Source organism: Bartonella sp. JB63 (assembly GCF_002022665.1).
Classification (GTDB): Bacteria; Pseudomonadota; Alphaproteobacteria; order Rhizobiales; family Rhizobiaceae; genus Bartonella.
On record NZ_CP019788.1, the window covers coordinates 568,611 to 590,759 of the forward strand.

Annotated in this window: 13 protein-coding genes, 1 tRNA gene and 2 pseudogenes; 10 read left to right on the forward strand and 6 right to left on the reverse strand. The window is 32.6% G+C overall.

Translation table 11 applies throughout. From position 1 onward, the window contains the following. Window positions 1–219 precede the first annotated feature (219 nt). Both tgt and BJB63x_RS02470 read left to right on the forward strand, forming a co-directional pair. A pseudogene (gene tgt / locus BJB63x_RS02465) lies at window positions 220–1,306 on the forward strand (tRNA guanosine(34) transglycosylase Tgt). Window positions 1,307–1,766: 460 nt separating this feature from the next. Then, window positions 1,767–2,960: an MFS transporter gene (locus tag BJB63x_RS02470; protein ID WP_194284805.1), complete on the forward strand. Its 1,194-nt coding sequence runs from the start codon at window positions 1,767–1,769 to the stop codon at window positions 2,958–2,960. 481 nt (window positions 2,961–3,441) lie between these two features. Here BJB63x_RS02470 and BJB63x_RS02475 read toward each other — a convergent pair whose 3' ends face one another. Further along, window positions 3,442–4,686: an NADP-dependent isocitrate dehydrogenase gene (locus tag BJB63x_RS02475; protein WP_078718867.1), complete on the reverse strand. Its 1,245-nt coding sequence runs from the start codon at window positions 4,684–4,686 to the stop codon at window positions 3,442–3,444. Window positions 4,687–4,930: 244 nt separating this feature from the next. Here BJB63x_RS02475 and BJB63x_RS02480 point away from each other — a divergent pair, with 244 nt between their 5' ends. Beyond that, window positions 4,931–5,569: a hypothetical protein gene (locus BJB63x_RS02480; RefSeq protein WP_078718868.1), complete on the forward strand. Its 639-nt coding sequence runs from the start codon at window positions 4,931–4,933 to the stop codon at window positions 5,567–5,569. A gap of 1,368 nt (window positions 5,570–6,937) precedes the next feature. Here the strand turns inward: BJB63x_RS02480 and BJB63x_RS02490 are convergent. After that, window positions 6,938–7,012, reverse strand: a tRNA-Glu gene (locus BJB63x_RS02490). 751 nt (window positions 7,013–7,763) lie between these two features. On the opposite strand from BJB63x_RS02490, the gene glpX reads away from it, so the two are divergent. After that, window positions 7,764–8,750: a class II fructose-bisphosphatase gene (glpX, locus tag BJB63x_RS02495; RefSeq protein ID WP_078719523.1), complete on the forward strand. Its 987-nt coding sequence runs from the start codon at window positions 7,764–7,766 to the stop codon at window positions 8,748–8,750. Window positions 8,751–8,844: 94 nt separating this feature from the next. Here glpX and BJB63x_RS02500 read toward each other — a convergent pair. Beyond that, window positions 8,845–9,950, reverse strand: a pseudogene (locus tag BJB63x_RS02500) (branched-chain amino acid aminotransferase). Between the two features lie 276 nt (window positions 9,951–10,226). On the opposite strand from BJB63x_RS02500, the gene BJB63x_RS02505 reads away from it, so the two are divergent. Further along, on the forward strand, window positions 10,227–10,481 hold the full coding sequence (locus BJB63x_RS02505; RefSeq protein WP_078718870.1) for a hypothetical protein: 255 nt from the start codon (window positions 10,227–10,229) through the stop codon (window positions 10,479–10,481). Window positions 10,482–10,647: 166 nt separating this feature from the next. Here the strand turns inward: BJB63x_RS02505 and BJB63x_RS02510 are convergent, their stop codons facing one another. From BJB63x_RS02510 to BJB63x_RS02520, 3 genes are all read right to left on the reverse strand, one after another. Then, on the reverse strand, window positions 10,648–13,155 hold the full coding sequence (locus BJB63x_RS02510; RefSeq protein ID WP_078718871.1) for an SPOR domain-containing protein: 2,508 nt from the start codon (window positions 13,153–13,155) through the stop codon (window positions 10,648–10,650). A gap of 169 nt (window positions 13,156–13,324) precedes the next feature. Then, a complete protein-coding gene (gene argS / locus BJB63x_RS02515; RefSeq protein WP_078718872.1) occupies window positions 13,325–15,091 on the reverse strand; it encodes an arginine--tRNA ligase in 1,767 nt (588 codons plus the stop codon). Between the two features lie 2 nt (window positions 15,092–15,093). Next, a complete protein-coding gene (locus BJB63x_RS02520; protein ID WP_078718873.1) occupies window positions 15,094–16,323 on the reverse strand; it encodes a deoxyguanosinetriphosphate triphosphohydrolase in 1,230 nt (409 codons plus the stop codon). 116 nt (window positions 16,324–16,439) lie between these two features. On the opposite strand from BJB63x_RS02520, the gene BJB63x_RS02525 reads away from it, so the two are divergent. From BJB63x_RS02525 to glmS, 5 genes are all read left to right on the forward strand, one after another. Further along, a complete protein-coding gene (locus BJB63x_RS02525) occupies window positions 16,440–16,763 on the forward strand; it encodes a HesB/IscA family protein (protein ID WP_078718874.1) in 324 nt (107 codons plus the stop codon). Window positions 16,764–16,823: 60 nt separating this feature from the next. Beyond that, complete coding sequence (locus BJB63x_RS02530) at window positions 16,824–17,789, forward strand: hypothetical protein (RefSeq protein WP_078718875.1); 966 nt, start codon at window positions 16,824–16,826, stop codon at window positions 17,787–17,789. Between the two features lie 49 nt (window positions 17,790–17,838). After that, window positions 17,839–18,606 carry a cytochrome c biogenesis CcdA family protein gene (locus BJB63x_RS02535; protein WP_078718876.1) on the forward strand — a complete coding sequence of 256 codons (768 nt, stop codon included), beginning with the start codon at window positions 17,839–17,841 and terminating at the stop codon, window positions 18,604–18,606. A 45-nt stretch (window positions 18,607–18,651) separates the two neighbouring features. After that, the gene (gene glmU / locus BJB63x_RS02540; RefSeq protein ID WP_078718877.1) at window positions 18,652–20,001 is read left to right on the forward strand and encodes a bifunctional UDP-N-acetylglucosamine diphosphorylase/glucosamine-1-phosphate N-acetyltransferase GlmU; all 1,350 of its coding nucleotides are present in this window, start codon (window positions 18,652–18,654) and stop codon (window positions 19,999–20,001) included. A 172-nt stretch (window positions 20,002–20,173) separates the two neighbouring features. Continuing rightward, entirely contained in the window at window positions 20,174–21,991 is a 1,818-nt protein-coding gene (gene glmS, locus BJB63x_RS02545) for a glutamine--fructose-6-phosphate transaminase (isomerizing) (protein ID WP_078718878.1), read from the forward strand. Window positions 21,992–22,149 lie beyond the last annotated feature (158 nt).

Consider the following 22,149-nt stretch of genomic DNA (forward strand, 5'->3'; position numbering starts at 1 on the left):
AAAGATTTTCGATCAAAAGAGAATACATTGGCTAGCATAATAAAATATTAGATATTTTTATTTTATTGATTGTTTAGTAGCAAATTTTATTTTCTTTATTTTTTTGACTAATTTCAGTATCAGTGAGTAAAAACAATAAATAATTGTAATGCGATAAAAAAGCAATTAGCTTTTATTTTAGTGGTGATATGGATTTCTAAGATCAAAAAGATAGAAATGATTATAAAAACATTTCACTATAAAAAAAATCTCAAAATGGATATGCTCGCCAAGGTGAGATTTTAATCAGGCGAATATGTATTTGCACACCTGCATTTATGCCAGTTGGGACAGCTGGAACATGTATATGGATCTGCGTGTTCTTGGGACAAGATATTATTTTAGGCAATACTTATGTTACGATCAGGAGTTGAGCGTGTTGCACGTTTAGGAGGGTTACATGAATTTGCTTGTTGAAACCTATTTTAATAGATTCTGGTGGTTTTCAGGTTATGTCTCTTTCAGGGATATGTAAGATTACGGAACAGGGTGTGATTTTCCGCTCTCATATTAATGGGGCGTATTATGAAATGAGTCCAGAACGTTTCATCGAAATTCATGGATTTCTTGATTCTGATATTCAAATGCAGCTTGATCGGTGTATTGCGTTACCGGCATCTGAAAGAGAGAGATGGAAACTGCTATGGAACTTTCATTACGTTGAAAACAGCATTGTAAAAAATTTTTTGGTAATCAACCAGAAAAGTAATATTTGGTATTGTTCAAAGTGAAGATAATATGAAATTGCGTGAACGCTCTGCTCAGGCATTGAAAGAAATGGATTTGAAAGGTTATGCCATTGGAGGACTTGCAGTCGGTGAACCTCAGAATATTATAATTGCTGTACTAGATGTTACTTGTTCAATTTTACCGAAGGATAAGCCACGCTATATCATGGGAGTAGGAACGCCTAGAGTGATATCTTAAAAAGTGTAGCTTAAGGTGTAGATATGTTTGATTGTGTCATACCAATGCGTGCAGGTCGTCATGGTGTAGCTTTTACTCATTTTGGTAGAATTAATTTGCGAAATGCATGTTATGCAGAAGATCTGAATATTCTTGATCCACAATCATCTTGCTCTGCTGTTCAGGATTATAGTTGTGCTTATTTGCGTCATTTAATCAAATCTGGTGCCTCTCTTGGAGGCATGTTATTGACTTGAAATAACCTTTTTATTATCATCAGCTTGATGCAAGGTATCCGTGACGCTATTAAAAAAGGGCGCTACGCTAATTTTATACTGATACCGCAGCCTTGTGGATGTAAGAACGATAAGATAATAGTAAAAAAATACTTTAATAAAATTAAAATAAAATATTAAAATAGCTCTTTCAGAAAAGACAAAACTTCGCTATCTTAAAGGGAGATACATATTATTATTTCTAAATAATATTGAACAAAAAATTATCACTCCGGTACGCACTACCTGATCCGGAGAGAAGCAGTTTATTTTCTGTTTCTGGTGATTATCTAAATCAACAATGTTAATTCTAAGTTAGTAAATTCTTAAAAAAGTATGGAAATTATCTTTTTAAGATACTTTGTGTTCATTTTTGTAAAATATCATAAAAGTAAGACATGTAAGCTGTATATCTTTTATTTTAAGGAATTGCTTTTGATATTAAAAGAAGCCTATTATTTTCTAGTTTTGCAATATATTTAATAGAATAGAATTCAGTATGTAAAAATAATAAAATGAAGATTTTCTATGGATAAAAATTTTTTGATGTCTTGCAGAATTGATTTTAAAACCCAGCGTTTAGGCATTTTAGCTCTTGCAGTAGGAAGTTTTGCTATTGGTACTGCTGAGTTTGTTGCAATCGGTTTGCAACCGGAGATGGCGCATAGTTCACATGTTAGTATTTCCATAGCAGGACAATATATTTCTTCTTATGCTTTAGGAGTTGTGATTGGAGCTCCTATTTTAGCGGTTGTAACAACTAAGCTGCCATATAAGGCTGTTTTAATAGGATTGATGTTTTTTTATGCTTTGGCGAATATTGCTAGCGCATTTTTTTCTGATTTTAACTTATTGGTGATATTGCGATTTATCAGCGGTCTTCCACATGGCATTTATTTTGGTATTGCGACTATGGTTGCATCTTCGATGGTAGAAAGAAATGAACAGGCAAAAGCTGTTGGTAATGTTATGCTTGGTTTAACAATTGCAATAGTTATTGGAGCGCCAGGTGCAACTTGGATCGGTCAATTTGTTGGTTGGCAGGTCGCATTTCTTCTCGTAGGCGTTATTTCTTTGGTGTGTTGTGTTTTTATTTGGAAATTTTTACCTTCTGTTTCTAACATTTCAAAAACAAGCGTTTTTAACGAATTAAGTGTATTAAAAAAAAAGGAAGTGTGGTTCCTATTGGCTATGGTTTCGATTGGTGCATCAGGATTATTTTCTGTTTTTACTTATATTAAGTCCACGTTACTTTATGTTTCTAATGTTTCTCTTAAATGGGTACCATTTATTATGCCATTGATGGGATTGGGAATGGTTGTCGGTAATATTTTAGGGCCTAAATTTGCAGTTAAGATTGGTTCTTCAGCAACGATATTTTTTACTATGCTTTGGAGTACATTCGTTTTTTTTCTTTTTTTCTTTTTATCATATAATCCACTAACAGCAGCATTAGGATGTCTTCTTATTGGGACTTCTTTTGCATCTATGCCTTCTATACAAACAAAAATCATTAATATTGCTATGCCTGCACAGATGTTGGCCAGCGCTTTGATGCAGTCCGCTTTTAATATTGCCAATGCTCTTGGAGCAGAATTTGGAGCGTGTATTTTGAAATTAGGGTATAGTTATGAATATACAGCTATCCTTGGAGGCATTTTAACTTTGTGTGGATTGTTGATTTTTTGTTTTTTATGGTACACGGAAAAATATAATCAACATTTTTCTAATGATCTGTAAATTAAAGAGTTTTTTAAACTATTTTTGTTTTTTTGTTCTATTTTTCTATTCAATTTTCTCAATGTTTCAAATCTAATTAGAAATACATTGAAGCATAAAAATAATCATCAAATTTAAGCAATACAATATTTATTATCAAATTATTAATGAGTGCTATAAAGAATTTTTTTATTTAAAAATCATCTTTACTATTTCTTCAAAGTTAATAGCTCAACAAAATTATCGATGATTTTTGCTAATGCGGTGTTTAACACTGGTAAAAATAATTGAAAAAAGTGTTAGATTTACTATCATGTGGAGCATATCCTGTAATATTCACGTATCGTAGATACAACAATGCTATCAGTAACTTTGATAGAAAATGATATAAATAATACCTCCACAGATAATAAAAGTATCTTTATATAATAGGCCTTGTTGTTAGAATGAAACATAAAAACGTTTGTATTTGAACGATTTATAGAAAGAAACTCAAAGTTCTTTATTTAAAAGGCTTTGAATTTAAAATGATATTAGGAGTCATTTCTTTTTTTAAGTTTTCATCAATTTTCTCAAGAAACCCTGTTGTAGATAACCATTTTTTTTCTGGACCGATTAAAATAGCAAGATCTTTTGTCATAAAACCTTCTTCAACAGTATTAATACAAACTCTTTCCAATGTAGTAGCAAAGTTTTTTAATTCTTCATTATTATCAAGCTTAGCACGATGCGCTAGTCCACGTGTCCAAGCGAAAATTGAAGCAATAGAATTTGTTGACGTTTCTTCATTTCTTTGATGCTGACGGTAATGACGAGTTACTGTACCATGTGCAGCTTCTGCTTCAACAATTTTACCATCTGGTGTCATGAGAACAGAAGTCATCAGACCAAGAGAACCAAATCCTTGAGCAACGATATCTGATTGGACATCACCATCATAATTTTTACATGCCCAAACGTAACCACCTGACCACTTAATTGCAGAAGCTACCATGTCATCAATGAGGCGATGCTCATAATATAATTTATGATTTTCAAATTCAACTTTAAATTCCGCGTCAAATATTTCCTGAAAGATATCTTTAAAACGACCATCATAGGCTTTTAAAATGGTATTTTTTGTCGAAAGGTAGACAGGAACATTGCGTTGAAGTCCGTAATGAAAAGATGCACGGGCAAAATCGCGGATTGATTCATCAAGATTGTACATTGCCATTGCAACTCCTGCACTTGGAGCATCAAAGACATCATACTCGATAATCTGACCATCATCACCAACAAATTTAATACTTAATTTTCCTTTACTTGGAAATTTGAAATCAGTTGCTTTATATTGATCACCAAAAGCATGACGTCCGACAATAATTGGTTTTGTCCAACCTGGAACAAGACGTGGAATATTTTTGCAGATAATAGGTTCACGAAAAATAACGCCTCCTAAAATATTGCGAATTGTGCCGTTTGGTGACTTCCACATTTTTGTTAAATTGAATTCTTTAACACGTGCTTCATCAGGAGTAATGGTTGCACATTTCACACCAACCCCATATTTTTTGATAGCATTAGCAGAATCAATTGTTATTTGATCATTGGTTGCTTCTCTATTTTCAATGGAAAGATCATAATATTTAAGATCAATATCGAGATAGGGATGAATGAGCTTATCTTTAATATATTTCCAGATAATACGAGTCATTTCATCGCCGTCGATTTCAACAATGGGATTTGCCACTTTAATCTTTGCCATTAGGAGTCCCTTTTTTGTATAAATAACATTTTTTCCTATAATACTTTAAGATCCATGATGGAAATTAAAAACAAAAATAGTAGAAGAATGTTAAATTTCAATCAACGAAAAGCTTTTTGCATATATAAATAAGCTTTTATTTTAAATGTTTGTTCTTTCAATTTTTCGTTTTTAGTTTGAAATTTTTTTATCTGTGTTATATTAATTATAGTAATTGGGGTGCATAATTAAATGGGGGAAAACCATGATTTCTATTGATTCATTTCGGTTAAATCCAGAAATTGATGGGTACCAAAACCCTAGCTCACATAAAGAGAAAAATTTCACTGAAATACTTCAGGGTGATGTTCAGATCCCATCTGTGCGTATTAGTAGTAAAAATATTATTCATTCGAATTTACACGGCACATTATCATATATTCAAGAGTTTACTGATAATGAGAAACTATTTACATTAGTATTACCTTCTTTAATTGATGGTACTCATCCCATTTCTTCATGGGGAAGTTTGATTGAAGTCGATGCTTCACAATTTCAAGGTTATGATGGTGTTCCAAAAGATCATTTTCAGGTTTATGTTCCTTTGATAATAAATGATAATCAATTGAAAGATTTTGTACATTCTTTAGTGAAAAGAGGGAAATTACTTGGAGGAACACAAGCTTTGTTTAAAGCTCTAGAAAATGATACTGCTGAAATATATAATCAATCAGATTTAGAAAATCTTATTGGAAAATCAGTTAATTGGAAACAAGGTAATATGTTTGGTACAATGTGGGATCGTCGTATGATTGATGAACAATCAATCCAACAATTTCAACAGGAAGGTAAGCAAATATTTACTGGAGCTATAGGATCTATTCGTTTTGCTATTATTTATTAACATTACTAAGCTGTATAGTTTTAAGGATATTAGCTTGTTTGCATGAATAAATACAAAGATCTTACTAGTAATATGCAATTTTTTTGAATGAAATAGACACATTTATATCAATATCTTTTTTTATTAAATGATAAAGCCTTGTGAGATAATTGAGAGAAATGCATTGGCAAAACTAAAATTTTTTATATAAAAAATAACATAAAACGGGTATTAGAGATGCGATGTTTGCTTTTTGGTTTCTGGCACGATATCTTTTACAAAGGTTAGTTATTATCACGACTAAATTTTCGGATAACCTGGAGAAGTATTTCAAAAAATCGAAGCTTCATCTTTTACCAAGGCATTTATTATCTAAAAGTTCATCTTTACGTAATTGAATAGAACTAACAACTGTTCAAAATATTGTTTTCTAAATCTGTAATGATGTTTAATTGTGTTGACAATATTTACCTTGATCAATGCTTTTATTCTTTCTGGGTTAAAAATGAACACGCGTAACAAATATTTTTGAAAAAATGGCTAAAGCTACAGGGTATAGACGTGACTTTTCATTTGTTAACAGAAAAACATATATGATTTGCCTGTTATGCTGCGTTATCACTCGGTAGAAACGAATTAAGCAATATAATTTCTATGCACCATCTTTTTGAAGATATTTTCAATCCAGAAAAAGTGAGTGTTTTAAGGAGTTCATACAATAATGAATATATCGATATAAATGATATCGGAGGCGAAGATATCAGAGATAAGATTGTACTACCAAATGAAGGTGAGACTTATACCAGCTTCTATAAAGATTATAGTCTTTATTTCATTATACTCATAGTAAACGATGATTATATAAGTAACTGTAAACTCTACTAAAAAAATTATTCAAGGGTGTCAAAAAAACAAGAACGTTACCAATAAATAGTAAAAATGCCTAGTCAAGCGGTGCAAGATCTTCTTAATTTGTCAGAAGAAGATTGGATAAAAGCCTTAAATGCTAATTTAACTTCACAAAGAGATCAAAGATCTTGTGAATTAAAGTCAAAGCTAATCTTACACTCTGGGAGTATCCAATACCTAATAAGAAACTTTATAAACAACTAGAGTGCACGAAGTTACAGAAATTAATAAAAAAGCTTAAGAAGTATACCAGCTAACTAGAACTCATGAATTGAAAATAATAAGCATAGCCTGTTAAAAATGTAAGGCCTTGTATCTTTTTATGTGAAGTTATTAATTAAAAATATTTGTATCTATCTCGATTTATAATGTGTTATCGAAAGAAAATATAAAGTTATATTCCTTCACTTTTATTATACTGTTTCTCATTATTCAAAATAATCAATAAAATCAACAGATTACGTAAAAGGAAAAAGCAACTGGTACGCCCAAGGGGAATCGAACCCCTGTTTCCGCCGTGAAAGGGCGATGTCCTAACCGCTAGACGATGGGCGCAAACCAGTGATGAGGCTTATAGAGAGGATCTTTTTACTTCGCAAGTCCTATAAGTGATTTTTTTTAAAAAAATGCATTTTGTTGAATTATTTTTGGGGACATGCACAGGATTATATAATCCAAGACTATTTAAAAATAACTTCAGATAATAAAATATCTTATAAAAACAGATAATAAATTTTAATACACAAAAATAGTTATGCTTGTATTGTTTCCGATAAAAAATAGATGAAAATGATCAAATCAAGTATTTTATAATATGCAAAATAATTTTAAACACCGTTTTATAATTATTGTAGGATTTATGCATAGTGAAAATGTTATTTAACAAAGACAGAAGGATTTACTCAGAACGGTGATATATATTTATTGGCCAATTAATAAATGAATAAATTATAGGCCATAAGTTTATTTTATATAATTAAGTTGGACGAAGATAAGCAGCGCGGTATCTCATGTTGAGAAAAAAGATGAGAAACGGTAATTAATTATCTCCCTTAATATTTACTTTAAAGCAAATTCAATAAATTTTTTATTTATTTTTTATATTTAAGCAGATGAAATATTTGCAAACTGCGGCATTGTATAAAGATTTCTGATTTAGTTAATGAGCATTAAAGAGAATTGTATTATAGTTTTCCTTTGTGAAGATCTTTCATCTTTGCAAAAGATGTATGATGTATTATTGATATTTAGGAATAAAATGCTAACGTCGTTTTATTAATACTAAGCCAATAGGACTTTTTATATGATTCAATCAACTCAGAAGATCTTAAATGGACTCGATCGTATTTTAACCCTTGAATTAGTACGTGTGACTGAATATGCTGCTGTTGCAGCTGCACGTTGGCGAGGACGTGGTGACGAAAAAGCAGCCGATCAAGCTGCTGTCGATGCGATGCGTCGAGAACTTAATTGTTTACCTATTGATGGTACAGTTGTAATTGGTGAGGGGGAGCGCGATGAAGCTCCTATGCTTTATATTGGAGAAAAAGTAGGACTTCAAAATGGAGTAGCAGTTGACATTGCACTTGATCCACTTGAAGGAACGACTATTTGTGCTAAGAATCTTGCTAATTCACTTGCCGTAATTGCGATTGCCCAAAAAGGGAATTTACTTTATGCTCCTGACGTTTATATGGAAAAAATTGCTATTGGCCCTGGTTATCCAAGGGGGGTGGTTGATATAGATGCTAAGCCTGCTGATAATATTTATGCTCTTGCAAAGGCTAAAGGAGTCGATGCTAATAAAATTACTGTTTGTATTATGGAGCGGCCTCGTCATACAGAATTGATTAATGAAGTGCGCAAAACAGGTGCATCAATTCGTTTAATTGGTGATGGAGATGTTGCTGCTGTTATTCATACAACCGATTCAGATACAACAGGTATTGATATTTATATGGGTATTGGTGGTGCACCAGAAGGTGTATTAGCTGCGGCAGCTTTACGTTGTACTGGTGGACAAATGCAAGGACGCTTACAACTTAATACAGAAGAGCAAATTGCTCGTGCTGCTAAGATGGGTATTGATAATCCTAATAAGGTTTACACAATGGAAGAAATGGCCAAGGGCGATGTTTTGTTTGCTGCAACGGGTGTAACTGATGGCAATATACTGTTTGGTGTTAAATTTACTCGTGATTATATTCAAACAAATAGCCTTGTGATGCGTTCATATACTGGCACAATTCGGAATATTAAAACACAACACAGGAAGCAGTCAAAATTTAGCTGATTTCTTTTTTAGGAGTAATATACATTGCTCAGAGAATAAACTTTTATGAATTCTTAAATATAGATTTAAAGATAGTTTTATTTTCATATACACATTATGATATATAAACACAATGTACCCACCCGTTTTTATCTTCTATATTTCCTTTTTGTATATCGACAAGTTGTGTGCGAAGTTTTTCTGTAATATCACCACATTTTTCATTCCCGATGATATATTCTTCATCTTTATATTTAATACGACCGATTGCTGTTATAACAGCAGCAGTACCACATGCAAAAGCTTCTTTAAGGTGACCATTTTTCACATCTTCTTTAAGTTCTTCAAAAGAATAAGGGCGCTCTTCTATTGTTAAACCCATCTGTTTTGCTAACTTTAAAACAGAATGACGAGTTATTCCTGCAAGAATAGTGTTGTTAAGTTCAGGTGTTACAAGTGTATTATTAGCCATAATAAAGCAAATATTCATTCCACCAAGCTCTTCAATCCACTTATGCTCTACCATATCAAGAAAGAGCACTTGACTACAATCATTTTGAATTGCATTTTTTTGCGCAATTAGGCTTGCTGCGTAGTTCCCACCACATTTCGCAGTTCCTGTTCCGCCAGGACCAGCACGACTGTAGTCTGTTTCAATCCATACGCTAACAGTTTTTTCTTGCTCTGTAAAATATGATTCAACTGGAGATGCTATGATACAAAAATATACTCTCGAGAAGGATGAACTTTCAATATACTGTCATTGCCAAACATAAAAGGGCGTAAATAGAGGCTAGCATTCGGGTGATCAGAAATCCATTTTTGGTCAATTTTTACTAATTGCTTCACTGCGTCCAAAAAGATATCTTTTGGTAATTCAGGCATAGCTAACCGTTTCGCTGATTCCACAAAACGTTGTGCATTGGCATCAGGGCGAAATAATAAAATACGTCCATCTTTTGCACGATATGCTTTTAAACCTTCAAAGATTCCCTGCGCATAATGCAAAATAACACTTGCTGGACTAATTTCTAAAGATTTATATTGAGAAATAGCCGCATCATGCCAATTTTTATCTTCATTCCATTTGATAATAACCATATGGTCTGTAAAAAATTGACCAAAACCAGGGTTTTGTAAAATTTCTTCACGCTTTTCATCTGACAAAGGAAAGGGATGCTTTTCTATTTTAAACAGAAGCGATAAGTTAAGAGAATCCATAATTAAACCTTCTGAAACAATGTTTTACTTCTGTATATTTTGGTAAGATAATAAAATATTTCGATTATATTATTAGCAATTTCTTCGTGTCAATGTTTGAATACAGGATTTAGATTGTAGCGACTATTAATAGATATTCTTTTTTTAGAATTTTAATTATGATTCTTAGAGGAGTTTGGAACTTTTATAAGTGAAAATCGTTTTCTGAGATACTGTAAATGTTTTTATCATTGAATAATGTTAACAAGTAATGAAACTAAGAAAAGGGGACTAGCTATGATTGAAAAAAACCATCCAATACATGAAGAGCGAAAAGCTGCAGAACAAAGAAACTGTAAATGGTCTGATTCAATTGGTAAAAGTATTTTTACTATTGTCCTTGCTCTCCTCATTATTTGGCTTATTGCAGTATTTTTAGGGGCTTTTTGGAGTAAATCACAAAGACATATATCTGACAATAATACAACAGGAGTAAATCAGATGACGACAAGTTCAAAACAAAATCTAACAATACTTAAAACAATACCTTAAAAAATAATATGCTTTTATCATTTTAAGAACGAGATATCTTAGATAAAGAGATACAATTATCACATGTAAAGAAAACTAGGCATTTAAAAGATAATCTGATACGAACGGGGTATTTTGGAAACAAAAAATAAAATAATGATAACCGTTTAGGCTATCACTATATTTATTAATTTGTGATAAAACAGCTTCCTCCGGATTGTCTGATAGCTTCACAAAGGCTTACAGCTTCATCACGATTTTGTGTTTGAACTCGGATACGATAGTAAGTACCTTTCCCTGATATAAGAGCAGATTGAATATTTAATGATCGGGAGCCGATAACAGATCCAAATTTAGATTTTATTTTTCTCAAAGAATTTTGTGCTAGTTCAGGAGTAGGTTGAGACGAAAGTTGTACATAGTACCTTTCTCCATTTTGCATTGTTGTTTGTCTTGAAGAATCTAAATTAGAGGAATTAGGTATTGGAGCCTTTGAATTCAAATGTGAGGGTGAAGGAACAGGTATAAATGAATCTCGCATTTTTTCTTTAATAGAAGAGACAGAATTGTTTTCTGTGGCGACATAACTACTATCAGTTATAAGAGTGTGTTTTGTTTTTTCGCGATCTGTGAAGCTCTGTTCTGTTTCATTTTTCTTTGTAGCAGATGATTGTGAAGAAACAGATAGCTGCTTTTGAGATTGTTCAGGTATAACGTTATTAGTTATTTCATATTGAGCAACAGTTTTTTCGTCTGTGTGATCATTCGAAGTTTTTACAATTGTACCATCTGATTTTACAACAACAGTATTAACTTCTTGTGTCGGAATAATATGATTAAGCGCTGCAGCAATTGCATCTTCAACATAGGCCTCATCAAGGGGAGAAGATGAAGAACTCTCAGTTACTTTTTTGTTTAGTTCTGTTAAATTTTCGGGTGCTTCAGAATTGTCAAAAAGAAACTGCTGTGTATTTTCCTGTTTTGTATTTTTTTCAGTTATCTGTTTATAAATGTCTAAATTATGAGTAATATTATTTTCAGATTCAGTTATTTCTGGTTTGACCTTAAAAGGTGTATTATCAGCACGAATAATATTTAGATCTTCGTTTCTATCTGATGATATAAAAAAGTAAATATAGCTAACGAGACCAATTGTTGCTAAAATAAGAAAAATAATACTTTTAGTAAGAAGTCTTCCAATAGTAAAGCTTTTTAGAGAAGAATCCGTTAATGTACTAGTGGGTGTTTCATTTGCATATCCATATTGTGAATTCTCAGGAAAGGAAGAGGAATAAAGTTTTCCATTTTCAGTAGAAGAATAGTTGGTATTTTTTTCCTGAGTATTTATGTTTAAATCTGTCATCAAATTTTGCTTAGCAGGATAAAAAGCTTCACTTCTTTGTTTTTGAGAAAAATTTTCCGTTATAGTATTACCTATGCTAAATACATCAGAAAATTCTTTTTCTAAAGGGACATCATATTTAGGCTCTTCATAAGAAACTGCTGAAACCATAACTGGTTCAGTTTTTTCTACTATCTCCTCTGCAAATTTATAGGTGTCAACATTGGGAGGGGAGTTATCACTATGTGTAAGATTTTCCATAGAAAAACTACCCATTTGTCCGTTATCAAAGGTTCCTAGTGGAGGGGATGTATAATTGAAATCATTTTGGTTATATTGTTTCTTTTGTTCATTATTTTTGGAGATATCTTGAGTATTATGGATATCATTTCTAGTATATTGAATTTGAGCATTATTATATACTGAAGTTTTTGCAATATTACTTTCTTGTTTTAAATTTTGTTTTTCAGGAACATTAATAATATGTTTTTCTTGTGAAAAATCTTCTAAATTAACAAATTTATCAGTTTGTGATGAATTCACGGTAGATGCAATATTTGTTAATTCATTTATTGCAGTACTATTTATATTTGAAGTTTTATTAGAAGATGAAAGCAATGTATGCTCATTTGTAGGGGCAATATTTTGTTGAGAAGTTGGTATTTCATATGAGTAGTTTACAGATGTCTTATAAGTATTTTTCTGATAATTATACTCTGGCTGCGTGCTATAAACTTCTGTTTGTTGGACATTCACTGGAGAAGGAGGATCGGTCTCTTTATGGAGAGCTGCGGTAAATATATCACTGCTTCGTGGATCTAAACCATCAGGAAAAGAATTTCTTATTTTTGGATTAAAATTACCTTCTTCGGAGGAGGAACTAATATTAACAGGATCTGATCTATTTCCTATTGCTTGAGCATTTGGAATAGGTAATGGAGAAAGTGTATTTAAAAATTTTTCTTCATTACTATTGATATGAGGAGAATATTCTGCTTTAGAAAAAAAAATATTTTGATTTGAACGATTTACAGCAAAATTTTTTACCATATCCATATGATTTTGGTTATTAGTATTTAATTGTGCGTTCCATTGTTCATTATCATCAAATGGTAATTCACCACCTAAATTATTTTCATTGATGTCTTCTAGAAAAGGTAAATTAAATGAAGAGGAATCCTCAGAAACTTGAGGCACCGAATGTTCTGATTTTAATAAAGACTGGGCATGTTGAGCATTCTTTTTTTCATTTTCTAGATTTGAATTGAAAATCTGCTTAAGCTTTTCCAAAGGATCATAATGCTCATGATCTCGCTTTGCTTCCTCTGGATTTTTGAGATCATTATCGCTCATAGGTTTTCTCACATGATAATTTGTATTTTTATGTACAGCTATTAATTCTGACTTTAAATTGTATACTAAATTAATTTACTGTATATTAAATATGGGTCTTTATAAATTATAATAATATACAAAAAATATTCTAAATAAAATACTCATTTTATATATTTATAGAACTTTTTCAACGCATTTCTGTTGGCGCTTTTACTCCAATAATTGTGAGTCCCGATGATAAAATATTAATCATAGCTTGAATCAATCCAAGTCTAGCTAATGATAATTCTTTATTATCAGGTCTAATAAAACGTAAGTTAGTATTATCATTGCCTTTATTCCAATGCCCATGAAAGTGTGACGCAAGATCATGAAGGTAAAATGCTAATCGATGCGGTTCTTTATGAATGACGGCTTGTTCAATGATACGCGGATATTCGGCAAGTTTGCGTATTAATAATATTTCACTTTCATTTGCTAATTGGTCAAGATGTGCAATCATTGTATCGTTTGAAGGATTTTCAGTAAGAAAGCTTTCTTGAGCTTGACGAAAGATTGAGTGACAGCGTGCATTTGCATATTGTACATAAAAAATCGGGTTATCTTTTGATTGTTCTGTTACTTTTGTAAAATCAAAATCAATAGGTGCTTCACATTTACGATAAAGCATCATAAAACGAACTGGGTCATGACCGACTTCTTCTACAACATCACGAAGAGTAACAAATGATCCGGCTCTTTTGGACATGCGTACTGGTTGACCGCGGCGAAAAAGCTTTACTAACTGGCATAAGAAAACTGTTAGTTTAGCTTTATTGCCAGAAATTGCCTTTGCTATAGCTTCCAATCGCTTTACATAACCAGTGTGATCTGCGCCTAGAATATAAATCATTTCATCGAAGCAACGATTAAATTTATCACGAAAATAAGCAACATCAGCTGCAAAATAAGTATAAGAACCATCTGATTTAATTAAGACACGATCTTGATCGTCACCAATATCGGTTGAACGGAATAAGGTCTGCTCGCGCGGTTCCCAATCTTCTATATTTTGCCCTTTTGGTGGTGGTAATGTGCCTTTATAGATATAACCACTTAAAGTAAGATCATTAATCGTACTACGAATGGCTTGCGCATTATTTTCATAAAGCGTGCGTTCCGAGAAAAAGACATCATGATAAATATTAAGAGCAGCTAAATCTTTCCGAATCATTGACATCATAGCATTGATTGAATATTCTTTTACTATAGATAAAGCCTCTTCTTGATCTATAATTAATAACTTGTCACCAAATTTTTGGGCAAGTGATTGCCCCAAGGGTATTAGGTATTCACCTGGATAAAGACCTTCCGGAATTTCACTGATTATTTGCCCTAGTGCCTCACGATAACGCAACATTACAGAATGAGCGAGTACTTTTATTTGTTCACCAGCATCATTGATGTAATATTCTTTAGTAACTTCATGACCAGTAAACTGAAGCAAGTTAGCAAGAACATCACCAATAACAGCACCCCGGCAATGACCAACGTGCATGGGGCCGGTTGGATTTGCAGATACATATTCGATATTGACTTTTCTCCCTTGTCCTATTTCTATGCGGCCATAGGATACCCCTTTTTCAATCATTGTCTTTAAGGCTTCTTGCCAGAATGATTGTGTGAATTTAATATTAATAAACCCAGGGCCAGCTACATCAATATGATCAATGTGATCAACAAATTGATCATTATTGAGAAGCTCTATAATTTTTTCTGCAAGAGCACGTGGATTTAATCCAACAGGCTTAGCAAGTACCATAGCAGCATTTGTTGATAAATCACCATGCAAAGAATCACGCGAGGGATCAACAACGATTTTTGATAAATCTAAAATTTTTCCATTTTTTTCTTTTATATCAGATAATTCGATTAATTTTTTAATTTTATTTTCGAAATTCTTAAAAACATTCATGTTCAAATTCCATGGTGTATTCGAAGTTGTCGATCGACATCATCAGTATGGTTAAATAATCGATGATATTCACGCAAGGCATAATGATCGGTCATACCTGATAAAAAATCAGCAATAAGCCGCGCTAATTCTTGATTAGTTAAATCAGTTATTTTAATATACCAATTTTCGGGTAATAAGTTTGGATTTTCATAATAACATTTGAATAATTTTTGTACAATGCATTTTGCTGTATTACGACGTGCAAGGACTTTATCGTGATAATAAAGATTTTGAAAGAGAAAGTCCTTTAACTGTTTTTCTTGAATAATCATTATTGGGGAAAAAGTAACAATGGTTTGCTTCGCTTGATAAATATCATTTACACTCTTTGGTTTGATGAGTGCTAAATTTTTTTGTGATTGTTCAATAACATCTTCAACCATGACTGTTATTTGTCTACGTACCAATTCATATCCGCGTCTAGTTTCGTCAAGTTTTGGATATTTTTTTTTGATATCTTTTAATAATGAAGCGGTTAAAGAAATTTGCTCGAACTGATTAATTTTTAAAAAGCGCGAACGTAAACCATCATCAATATCATGAGCGTTGTAAGCAATATCATCAGCAATAGCTGCACATTGCGCTTCTAATCCAGCAAAGCAATTAAGCTCAAGATTCTGTTTTGCATTATATTGCAAAATATCAATAGAAATATTTTTATTGTTAGAATGAAGACCTAAAAGAGGACCATTATGCTTTACAAGTCCTTCAAGTGTTTCCCAGGTAAGATTTAATCCATCAAAATCTGCGTAGCGTTGTTCTAGTTTTGTAACAATCCGTAACGCTTGTGCGTTATGATCAAAACCACCATAAGATGCCATTGCTTCATTCAGAGCATCTTCTCCTGCATGGCCAAAAGGTGTATGCCCAAAATCATGAGCAAGAGCAATAGCTTCTGCAAGATCTTCATCAAGACTTAATGCACGAGCTAATGTTCGTGCAATTTGAGAAACTTCGATTGAATGAGTAAGTCGTGTTCGATAATGATCACTTTCATTTGCAATAAAAACCTGGGTTTTATGTTTAAGACGTCGAAATGCATTAGAATGAATAATACGATCACGATCTCGTTGAAAGGGTGTACGTATGGTGTTTTCTACCTCATAAAATAATCTACCACGACTTTTTTGTGGGTTTGTGCTATATAAAGCTCGAGATTGATAATTGTAATTGATATTATTTATATCCATTGCAAGTTATCCATTCTCACCTTAAATTTAGAATCAGTCATTATTAACAAAATTCTATGTATTTTGAATACTGTTTCTTTAAAATTTAGTTCATTAATTCAAGGATCTAGTAACACATGAGTGTGAGTATTTCAGATTTTGCTGCCAAACAAATTGCTCAGATACTTGCAGGACAACCTGGAAAAATAGCTTTACGTATTTCTGTTGAGGGGGGTGGATGTTCGGGGTTTTCTTATAAATATGATTTGGTCTCTGAAAGTAAAGAAGATGATTTTATTATTGAAAAAGATGGAGCGGTGGTATTTATTGATTCAATATCTCTTCCTTTCATAAAAGGGGCTGAAATTGATTTTGTCGATGATCTTATGGGGCAATCTTTTCAAATTCATAATCCTAATGCTACGTCATCATGTGGTTGTGGCGTTAGCTTTTCAATTTAGAATAATTACTTTTCTATATTACTCCTTGAAAAGATTATTGATTTGATCAACAATATAGAAATGAGAATTTTTATAAAAAAATCATATCAGATTTTGTGGCTGATAATAACATGTATCTTATCGATTTGGAGTAGTTTTACATTTTCTGAAGAAGGAAAATTTCAAAGGAATCAACGAGAACAATTAACTACTTCCATTATAGATTCTCACGATCGTAAAAAGGAAATTTCATATTTTTCGCAGCTTATATTAAATGCTCAACTAACAAATAATAGTGAAAATATTATGAGTGGGTTAGTGTGGCGTGTTTATGCACCTATTTTAGGTGATGACAATAAGTTGCTATTGATTGCAATTTATAAAGGTGGTACTGCGCGTTTTGATTTAAAACCAGGGAGCTATATTGTCCATGTTTCATTTGGTCATGCAAGTACTGTGCAACATGTCAGCTTAGAAAATGGGCAACATCTTGTTAAAAACTTTAATCTTGATGCTGGCGGTGTTGTTTTCAATAGTACATTATTTAATGGTATAATTAATGAAAAAGAATTGCGTTTTACTATATATGAAGATGAAAAAGAAAATGATGATACGGGTGTAATTCTAGCAAATATTAAACCACAATCAGTTGTACGCTTAAAAGCTGGTCATTATCACGTTGTTTCTCAGTATGGTTCAGTTAATGCCATTATACGCTCAGATATTCAAGTAGAGGCTGGTAAAATTACTGAAGTGACTCTTGAGCATCAAGCTGCTCAAATCATCTTAAAGTTGGTACGTCAAGAGGGAGGAGAAGCGTTAGCAGATACAAGTTGGTCTATCACAAATGATTCTGGTGATATCATTTATGAAACAGTTGGTGCTTATGTTTTGCTTGTGTTAGTGGAGGGTGATTATATTGCTATCGCTAAAAATAAAGACAAAATTTATCAAAAGGTTTTTTCGGTAGTTTCTGGCCATGATAAAGATGTGAATGTTATAGCAAATTCACAAAATATACAGCAATTTGATGATTTAATGAATTGATTTATTATTTTGAATGTAAACTGTAATTATTAAAGGGATATTTAAAGTTTTGGGTGTAGAATTTTCAATATTTAATGTATTTTTTGCTGGTGCATTGTCTTTTTTATCACCATGTGTTTTGCCATTAGTTCCTCCTTATTTGTGCTATATGGCAGGTGTTAGCATTGACGATTTTCAGTCAGAAAAACGAGATAGAAGAACATCGATACGTTTAGTACTTTTGTCTTCTGTTATTGCTTTCGTACTTGGATTTACAACTGTTTTTGTTATATTGGGTGCAAGTGCAAGTGCGCTTGGAAAATTCATCGGTTATTATCGCGATTGGTTCGCTATTATTTCTGGAATTATCATTATTATTTTTGGTTTAAATTTTTTAGGTGTTGTTAAGATTGCTTTATTAATGCGTGAGGTACGTTTTCAAACAAGAAAAACACCTGCTGGACCTTTAGGAGCTTATATTATTGGTTTAGCTTTTGCGTTTGGTTGGACACCATGTATTGGTCCAATTTTGGGCCCTATTATAACGCTTGCAGGAACGAAAGAAACTGTAAGGGAGGGAGCTATGCTTTTGGGGGTTTATGCATTAGGTCTTGGAGTGCCTTTTCTGTTAGCTGCATTATTTTCAAGTAGTTTCATGGGTTTTTTAGGGTTTTTTCGTATTCATTTAGGAAAAGTTGAAAAAATTATAGGTATTTTTCTAATTATTACAGGTATTTTATTTTTGACAGGTTCTATGCAAAACTTGTCATTTTGGCTTTTAGAAAATTATCCTTTATTGAGTAATATTGAAACTATTAGTTGGCATGATTTGGCATGATATTGTAATTTTATTTAGATTTTTTCATTAATTTTATGTGCTTTTATGGTTAGAAGTTGTCTTTCTATTGTTCTTGCAGCAGGTGAGGGGACGCGTATGAAATCGTCTCTTCCTAAGGTGCTTCATAAAGTAGCTGGATTGCCACTTGTGTGTCACGTGATAAAACAAATAGAACTATTAAATTTTACACAATTAGCGGTGGTTGTAGGATTTGGTGCAGAAGCTGTTACTAAGGTTGTAAAATCATTTGTAAGAAATGCAATGATTTTTGAACAAAAAGAGCGTTTAGGTACTGCTCATGCTGTGTTAGCTGCTCGATTTGCTTTGCAACAAGGAGCCGATGATATTCTCATTGTTTTTGGAGATACTCCTTTAATTGAGCAAGATACATTGGTTAAAATTCGTGAAAAACTTGCTAAGGGAGCAGATGTTGTTATCACTGGTTTTTATACCTCTAATCCAACTGGTTATGGTCGTCTTCTCAATAAAGATGGTAATATTATTGCGATTGTAGAAGAAAAAGATGCGAGTGATGAAGAGAAAAAAATTTCTTTTTGTAATGGTGGAATAATGGCCATTAATGGCAAGTATGCTCTTTTTCTTTTAGATAAAATTGATAATGATAATTTGAAAAAAGAATATTATCTGACGGATATTGTTTCTATTGCGGCTTGTGAGGGTTTAAATATTCAGGTTGTTGAAGTGCCTTTTGATAATGTGGTAGGAATTAATAATTGTTTTGAGCTTTTTGAGGTTGATGTTTTATGGCAAAAACGTAAAGCACGCGATCTTATGTTATCTGGTGTTAGAATACTAAAACCAGAAAGTGTTTATTTCTCTTATGACACAGAAGTTGAATCAGACGTTGTAATTGAGCCAAATGTTTATTTTGGACCAGGAGTAAAGGTGCGATCTGGTGCAGTTATTCATTCATTTAGTTATTTAGAAGGTGTTGTGATTGGTATCGATGCACAGATTGGGCCTTATACACGTTTACGACCTGGAACAGAATTAGAACGATCAGTTAAGATTGGAAATTTTTGTGAAATTAAGCAAGCAAAAATAGGAGAATTTTCTAAGATTAATCATTTGAGTTATATTGGTGATGCGGAGATTGGGATGCATACTAATATTGGAGCTGGTACAATTACTTGCAATTATGATGGTTTTAACAAACATAAAATTGTGATTGGCGATAATACTTTTATTGGTTCTAATTCAGCACTTGTCTCTCCTTTGATCATAGGGGAAAGAGCTTATATCGCTTCAGGGAGTGTTATCACTGAAAATGTTCCTGCCGATAGTATGGCTTTGGGACGTGCGCGGCAAGTGATAAAAAAAGATCGTGCAGAAAAATTACGTGAGCGTTTATCAGCAAATAAACAAAAAAATTAATTATTTTATTTATCTCTTAGTTTTAATAGTGGTTTAATAATTGTGTAGAGGCTTGTTCTTAGTTATGATCATGCCATATCAATTTATATCGCCGCTTAAAATCTAAAATGAAGATCATTTAATTATTTTATAGTGTTTATTATAAATTTGGGGTGTAAATTGGAGCTTTTTAATGTGTGGAATTATTGGAATTCTTGGAAATAAATCTGTTGCATCCCATTTGATTGATGGTTTGAAGCGTCTTGAATATAGAGGATATGATTCGTCTGGTTTAGCAACAGTGCATAATGGGCGTCTTCATCGTGTTCGCGCTGAAGGTAAATTAGTTCATTTAGAAGAAAGGTTAAGAAAAACACCTTTAGGAGGCAATTTAGGGATTGGTCATACCCGCTGGGCTACACATGGAATTGCAGTGGAAAGAAATGCTCATCCTCATATGACTGAGCGACTTGCGGTTGTTCATAATGGTATTATTGAAAATTTTGTAGAACTACAAAAGGAACTCGTTGAGGATGGTTATACCTTCGAAACAGAGACTGATACGGAAGTTATTGCTCATTTGATTACGCGTGAATTAAAAAACGGTCTTTCTCCACAGGAAGCAACGCAAACAAGTTGGAAAAAATTGCAGGGTGCTTTTGCTCTTGCTCTTATTTTTGAAGGTGAAAACAATCTTATGATTGCTGTTCGGTCCGGTCCACCTTTAGTGATTGGTTATGGTAGAGATGAGTTTTTTGTAGGATCAGATGCAATTGCTTTAGCTCCATTTACAAATCGTATAAGCTATATGGAAGATGGAGATTGTGCAATTATCAGGCGTGAAGGAATAAAAATTTATGATACGGATAATCAGCTGATAAAACGTCCTATTACAAAATTATTTGAAGGATCTTTGCTTGTTTCCAAAGGTCATCATCGTCATTTTATGCGTAAAGAAATGTTTGAGCAGCCTGAAGTTGTCTCACATAATTTGGCGCATTATTTTGATTTGAGAAAATACACTGTGTTTGAAAATTTGATTGATTGGAGGAATATTAATAGAATATTATTCGCTAGTTGTGGAACAGCTTATTATTCAACTTTAGTTGCGCGTTATTGGTTTGAGAATTTTTCTGCTTTAAGTATTGATAATGATGTAGCCTCTGAATTCCGTTATCGTGAACCACCGATAACACCTGATGTGTTATCGGTGTTTGTTTCTCAGTCTGGTGAAACAGCTGATACGTTGGCATCTTTACGCTACTGCCGAAATATTGGTGTAAAAACAGCAACAGTTGTGAATGTTATGCAGTCAACGATGGCAAGAGAAGCTGATTTTGTTTTACCGACATTCGCAGGTCCAGAAATTGGTGTTGCTTCAACAAAAGCTTTTACTTGTCAATTATCCACCCTTGCTGCGATGGCGCTTAGTGCAGCTAAGCAGCGTGGATATCTTTCAAAAAAAACGGAACAACAATTAGTTCAGCAATTAGCAGAAGTACCTCGGATTTTCAATGAGGTTTTAAAGCTGGATGAAAAAATTGAACAATTATGTCGTAGTTTAGTAAATGCAAAAAGTGTACTTTATCTTGGGCGAGGCGTTTCTTATCCAATTGCTTTAGAGGGAGCACTCAAACTGAAAGAGCTTTCTTATATTCATGCTGAAGGTTATGCTGCTGGTGAATTAAAACATGGGCCGATTGCACTAATTGATGAAAAAATACCAGTTATTATTGTTGCACCTTATGATAGATGGTTTGAAAAAACATTTTCTAATATGCAAGAAGTGGCTGCACGCAATGGACGTATTATTTTGATAACGGATAAAAAGGGAGAAGCTGCAACTCATTTTAATTCTTCATCAACTATTATTTTACCAGATGTTCCAGAATTTATTGCTCCTATTATTTATGCTTTGCCTATTCAGTTAATTGCTTATCATACAGCTGTTTTATTGGGAACAGATGTTGATCAACCACGTAATTTGGCAAAATCAGTGACTGTCGAGTAAAAAATGACTTAATTTTAAAGAACTATAAAAATTATAAAAGAGCATCTACAATAGATATAAAAAACGTTTTATTTTATTGAAACTACTTTTAGATATATCATCACAGAATATTTTTGCTTATTGGGTATATTAGAATCTTTTTTAAGAACTGATTTTTG

Bases quoted from the DNA above. Each gene is read 5' to 3' on its own strand.
- BJB63x_RS02470 (WP_194284805.1), top strand. From the start codon at position 1,767: ATGTCTTGCAGAATTGATTTTAAAACCCAGCGTTTAGGCATTTTAGCT.
- BJB63x_RS02475 (WP_078718867.1), bottom strand. From the start codon at position 4,686: ATGGCAAAGATTAAAGTGGCAAATCCCATTGTTGAAATCGACGGCGAT.
- BJB63x_RS02480 (WP_078718868.1), top strand. From the start codon at position 4,931: ATGATTTCTATTGATTCATTTCGGTTAAATCCAGAAATTGATGGGTAC.
- BJB63x_RS02505 (WP_078718870.1), top strand. From the start codon at position 10,227: ATGATTGAAAAAAACCATCCAATACATGAAGAGCGAAAAGCTGCAGAA.
- BJB63x_RS02510 (WP_078718871.1), bottom strand. From the start codon at position 13,155: ATGAGCGATAATGATCTCAAAAATCCAGAGGAAGCAAAGCGAGATCAT.
- argS (WP_078718872.1), bottom strand. From the start codon at position 15,091: ATGAATGTTTTTAAGAATTTCGAAAATAAAATTAAAAAATTAATCGAA.
- BJB63x_RS02520 (WP_078718873.1), bottom strand. From the start codon at position 16,323: ATGGATATAAATAATATCAATTACAATTATCAATCTCGAGCTTTATAT.
- BJB63x_RS02525 (WP_078718874.1), top strand. From the start codon at position 16,440: ATGAGTGTGAGTATTTCAGATTTTGCTGCCAAACAAATTGCTCAGATA.
- BJB63x_RS02530 (WP_078718875.1), top strand. From the start codon at position 16,824: ATGAGAATTTTTATAAAAAAATCATATCAGATTTTGTGGCTGATAATA.
- glmU (WP_078718877.1), top strand. From the start codon at position 18,652: ATGGTTAGAAGTTGTCTTTCTATTGTTCTTGCAGCAGGTGAGGGGACG.
- glmS (WP_078718878.1), top strand. From the start codon at position 20,174: ATGTGTGGAATTATTGGAATTCTTGGAAATAAATCTGTTGCATCCCAT.